Source organism: Salipiger sp. (genome assembly GCF_059781815.1).
Map to the genome: position 1 here is coordinate 1 of NZ_JBYNAH010000088.1, position 5,075 is coordinate 5,075.

At 68.7% G+C, this 5,075-nt stretch carries 5 protein-coding genes; 2 read left to right on the top strand and 3 right to left on the bottom strand.

From position 1 onward, the window contains the following. On the top strand, positions 1 to 652 hold a 652-nt coding region (locus tag AC6RA4_RS11980; RefSeq protein ID WP_500160557.1), incomplete at its 5' end, for an acetamidase/formamidase family protein. Between the two features lie 65 nt (positions 653 to 717). Continuing rightward, positions 718 to 1,050: an FmdB family zinc ribbon protein gene (locus AC6RA4_RS11985; protein ID WP_222603030.1), complete on the top strand. Its 333-nt coding sequence runs from the start codon at positions 718 to 720 to the stop codon at positions 1,048 to 1,050. 10 nt (positions 1,051 to 1,060) lie between these two features. Here the strand turns inward: AC6RA4_RS11985 and AC6RA4_RS11990 are convergent, their stop codons facing one another. The 3 genes from AC6RA4_RS11990 to AC6RA4_RS12000 are packed head-to-tail and all read right to left on the bottom strand — an operon-like array spanning position 1,061 to position 4,829. Then, complete coding sequence (locus AC6RA4_RS11990; RefSeq protein WP_500160559.1) at positions 1,061 to 2,011, bottom strand: ABC transporter ATP-binding protein; 951 nt, start codon at positions 2,009 to 2,011, stop codon at positions 1,061 to 1,063. After that, positions 2,008 to 3,885, bottom strand: coding sequence for a dipeptide/oligopeptide/nickel ABC transporter permease/ATP-binding protein (locus AC6RA4_RS11995; protein WP_500160561.1), 1,878 nt, complete (start codon positions 3,883 to 3,885; stop codon positions 2,008 to 2,010). Before AC6RA4_RS11995 ends, AC6RA4_RS11990 begins: the two co-directional genes overlap by 4 nt. Next, a complete protein-coding gene (locus AC6RA4_RS12000; RefSeq protein WP_500160563.1) occupies positions 3,882 to 4,829 on the bottom strand; it encodes an ABC transporter permease in 948 nt (315 codons plus the stop codon). Before AC6RA4_RS12000 ends, AC6RA4_RS11995 begins: the two co-directional genes overlap by 4 nt. Between the last annotated feature and the right edge of the window lie 246 nt (positions 4,830 to 5,075).

Genomic DNA, 5,075 nt, shown 5'->3' on the forward strand with positions numbered 1-5,075 from the left:
GGCCCATATGGGCAAGATGAAGGGCGACGAGCGCGCCGCCGCAGCGGCCGAGGCCGCCCGCACCGTGCCGCCGCGCGAGCATGGCGGCAATTGCGACATCAAGGACCTGTCGCGCGGCTCGACCTGCTTCTTCCCGGTCTATGTCGACGGCGCGGGCCTCTCGATGGGCGACCTGCACTTCAGCCAGGGCGACGGCGAGATCACCTTCTGCGGCGCCATCGAGATGGCCGGCTGGCTGCATATCCGCGTCGAGCTGATCAAGGGCGGGATGGAGAAATACGGCATCAAGAACCCGATCTTCAAACCCTCGCCGATCCAGCCGAAATACGACGATTTCCTGATCTTCGAGGGCATCTCGGTCGATGAGGGCGGTTCGCAGCATTATCTCGACGTGCACGTGGCCTACCGCCAGGCCTGCCTCAACGCCATCGAGTATCTGAAGAAGTTCGGCTACACCGGGGCGCAGGCCTACGCCATCCTCGGCACCGCGCCGGTGCAGGGCCATATCTCAGGGGTAGTCGACATTCCCAACGCCTGCGCCACGCTCTGGCTGCCGAACGACATCTTCGAGTTCGATATCATGCCCGGCGCCGACGGGCCGACCAAGTATCTCGACGGCTCGGTCGACGTGCCGCTGGCCCCCGATCTCTGAGGCCTCTCGCAAGCCGGGGCGGCAGCGCCCCGGCTCCCTCCCTGCACTTCCCGGAGCGGATGACCATGCCCTATTACGATTACCTCTGCGCCGATTGCGGCCCGTTCACCGCGATGGCGGCGATGGCCGATTACGACAAGCCCTGCGATTGCCCCGACTGCGGCAGCGAGGCACCGCGCGCGCTTTTCACCGCGCCGCAGCTGGCGATGATGGACGGCGCCCGGCGCGGCGCCTTCGCCACCAACGAGCGCGCCCGCCACGATCCCAAGAGCACCCGCAAGCACGGGCCCGGCTGCGGCTGCTGCTCGGGATCTAAGAAGCTGCCGTCAAAGACGCTGCACCGCCCCGACGGCTCCAAGAGCTTCCCGGCGGCGCGGCCCTGGATGATCTCTCACTGAAGGCGCGGCCCTAGCGCAGCGGGTGGAAGCAGGCGACCTGCCCGCTCTCGCCTTCGAGCTGCGGCACCTCCTCGGCGCAGCGCGGCCCGGCATTCGGGCAGCGCGCCCGGAAGGCGCAGCCCTTGGGCGGGTTCAGCGGGTCGGGCAGCTCGGTCTCGCGCCCCTCGGGCGCGCTCAGCGCCCGGCCCACCACCGGTGCGCTATCGGCCAGCAGCCTGGTGTAGGGATGGCGCGGTGAGGAGAAAACGTCCTCCGCCCGCCCGACCTCGACCACCGAGCCGAAATAGAGCACCGCGACGCGGTCGCTCACCGCCTCGACCACCGCCAGATCGTGCGAGATGAACAGGTAGGTTAGCCCCAGCCGCGCCTTCAGATCTGCCAGCAAGTTCAGGACCTGCGCCTGCACCGACACGTCGAGCGCCGAGACCGGCTCGTCGAGGATCAGGATGCGCGCCTCCGCCGCCAGAGCCCGCGCGATGCCGATGCGCTGGGCCTGCCCGCCGGAGAACTCGTGCGGGTAGCGCTCGAGAAACTCCTCGCGCAGGTTTACTTGGGCGAAGATCTCAGAGATCCGTTTCTCCCGCCCCGCGCGCCCCATGCCATGCAGGCGTTTCAGCGGCGCTTCCATGATCTGCCGGATGGTCTTGCGCGGGTTGAGCGAGCTGATCGGATCCTGAAAGACATACTGGATGCGTTTGCCGAACACCGCCGGGTCGGCATTGTCGAGCGGTTGCCCCTCGATCTCGATGCGCCCGCCCGAGGGCTCGAGCAGCCCCACCAGCATCCGCGCCAGCGTGGACTTGCCGCAGCCCGACTCGCCGACGATGCCCAGCGTCTCGCCCTGCGCCACCTCGAGGCTCACCGGGTGCACCGCGTGCACATGCCCCTTGGGCGCGCCGAAGAGCCGCTTGCCTACGGCGAAGGTCTTGGACAGGTTTTCCAGCCGCAAAGCGAGGCTCATGCGCTGCCCTCCACTTGGGTTTCCGGGAAGAGGCAGCGCAGCTTCCGCGCCCCGTGCGCCTCCAGCGCGATCTCGCCCTGCCGGCAGGCCGGCTGCGCCTTGTCGCATCGCGGCGCGAAGGCGCAGCCCGGCGGCAGGTCGTCGACCGCCGGCGGCAGGCCGGGGATCGCGTGAAGCGCGCGCTTGCCGCCGCCCAGCTCGGGCACGCAGGCGATGAGCCGGCTTGTGTAGGGATGCGCCGGGGCTTCGAGCAGGGTGCGCGTCGGCCCCTCCTCGACGATGCGCCCGGCATACATCACCGCGACCCGGTCGCAGAGCTGCGCCACGACGCCAAAATCATGGGTGATAAAGACGATGGCCAGCCCCTTCTCGCGCCGCAGCGTGTCGAGCAGCGACAGGATCTGCGCCTGCACCGTGACATCTAGCGCGGTGGTCGGCTCGTCGGCGATGATCACCTCGGGATCGTTGGCCAGCGCCATGGCAATGCCGACGCGCTGCCGCATCCCGCCGGAGAGCTCGTGTGGGAAGCTGTCGAGCCGGCTCTCGGGATTGGGGATACGCACGTCGCGCAGGAGGTTCAGCGCCTTGGCCCGTGCCTCCTTGCTGGAGATGGCGTGGTGCACCCGGATCGCCTCGACCAACTGATCGCCGACCTTGTAGAGCGGGTGCAGCGTCGCCAGCGGATCCTGGAAGATATAGGCCACCTCGCGCCCGCGCAGATCGCGCAGCCTGCCATAGGGCGCGCCCACGAGATCCTCGCCCTTGTAATGCACCGCCCCGCCGGTGATCACCCCGGGCGGCGACGCCACCAGCCCCATCACCGACAGCGCGGTGACCGACTTGCCCGAGCCGCTCTCGCCGATGATGCCGAGGCATTCGCCGGGCTTCACCCCGAGGCTCACCCCGCCCACGGCGCGGTAGATGCGTTGCTTCACGTGGAACTGCGTCTGCAGCTCGCGCAGGCTCAGAACGTCATCGCCCTCAGGCTCCGGCACGGGTCCGTCGCGCGACACCAGCGTTGCCGCCATCGGCCGGGTCAGCGCTCCCGAGCGCAGCCGCGGGTCGAGCGCGTCGCGCACGCCGTCGCCCAGCAGGTTGATCGCCATGACGATCACCAGGATCATCGCGCCGGGCACGATGGAGGTGTGCGGGCTGGTGATCAGCGCCGCTCGCGCCTCGCCCAGCATCGAACCGAGATCGGCCTGCGGCGGCTGCGAGCCCAGTCCGAGGAAGGAAAGCCCCGCCGTCTCGAGGATCATCCAGCCCACGGTGGTCGACATGGCGATGACGATGACCGGGATCACGTTGGGCAGCACCTCGCTCACGATGATGCGCGCATCATTCATGCCGGCGAGCCGCGCGGCATCGACGAATTCCTTGTTGGCGATGCCCACGGTGATGCCGCGGATGTTGCGTGCGAAGAACGGGATGTTGACGGCGGCCACGGCGATCAGCGCGTTGAGCAGCCCGGGGCCGAGGGCCGCCACGATGGCCAGCGCCAGCAGGATGTAGGGAAACGCCATCAGCATGTCGACGCCGCGCATGATCAGGTTGTCGACCCGGCCGCCGTAATAGCCCGCGACGATCCCCACCGCCGCCCCCAGCACCGCGGCGATCGCCGCGGCGGCAAAGCCCACGGCGAGGCTCAGCCGCGTGCCCCACAGGAGCCGCGAGAGCTGGTCGCGGCCAAGGTGATCCGTGCCCAAGAGCGCACCTTCCGAGAACGGTTTCACGAAGCGGTTGCCGGTGTTGGTCACGTCCGAGTCGGGCAGCGGCAGCACCGGCGTCAGCAGCGCCAGCACGACCACGAGAGCCATGACGATCAGCCCGGCCAGCGCCAGTCGGTTGCGCGCGAGAAGGGCGAGCGTGCTCATGTCTTGATCCTCGGGTCGAGCAGGCTCTGCGCCACGTCGACCACGATGTTGAACAGCACGTAGCAGGCCGCCACCAGCACCACGCCGCCCTGTACCAGCAGGATGTCGCGCTTGAGGATGGCGTCGACCAGCATCCGCCCGACCCCGGGCCACTGGAACACCATCTCGATATAGACCGCCCCCGACAGCACGAAGCCCGCCTGGATGCCCAGCACCGGCAGGATGCTGACCATGGCGGCGCGCAGGGCGTGGCGCCAGATCACCCCGCGCTCGGGCACCCCCTTGGCGCGGGCGGTGCGGATGTAGTCCTGCCGCAGCACCTCGAGCATGGCCGAGCGCGACAGCCGCGCCACCACGCCGGTGGCCACCACGGCAAGCGCCAGCGCCGGCATGGCAAGATGCTTCATCAACACCAGCACTGTCCGGTCGCCATAGATCGGCCACATCCCCGAGGCCGGGAACCAGCGCAGCTCGACCGCGAAGATCAGGATCATCATCATGCCGAGAAAGAAGGACGGGATCGAGATCCCCAGCAGCACCGTGAAGGTGATCGCCTTGTCCGCCAGCCCGTATTGCCGCGCCGCCGAGACCACGCCCGCCGCCACGCCCAGCACGGAACACAGCATGAAGGCGCTCCCCGCCAGCACCAGCGTCGCCCCGAAGCGGTCGAGCACCTCGTCGAGCACGGGCCGGTTGAGTGAAAAGGACCGCCCGAAATCGCCCTGAGCCATGTTCCAGAGCCAGATGAAATAGCGCTGCACTGCCGGCTTATCGAGCCCCAGATCCCGGTTCAGCTTCTCGACATTCTCCGGCGTGGCGTAGCTGCCGAGGATTGCGGTGGCCGGATCGCCCGGGATCATCGCCATGATGGCAAAGACGATCACCGTGATGCCCAGGAGCACCGGCACCGCCGAGATCAGCCGTTTCAGAATATAGCGTCCCAAACCGCACCCTTCCTGACCCTGCGCGGCCCATCCTCTCCGCGCGACGCTGCATCTTCTCTACGTCCCAAATACTCCGGGGTGAATGCGCGCAAGCGCAGAGGGGCAGCGCCCCTTCTTCTGGCGGGCCGCAGGCCGGCAACCTCTCTCTTCGGACCGTGGGCCCGCCCCGTCTTCCGCGGGCCGAAGGCCCGCGCCGGGGGGGGGGCGGGCCCCCCCCCCCGCCCCCCCCCAGGAAAAGCGCAAGCA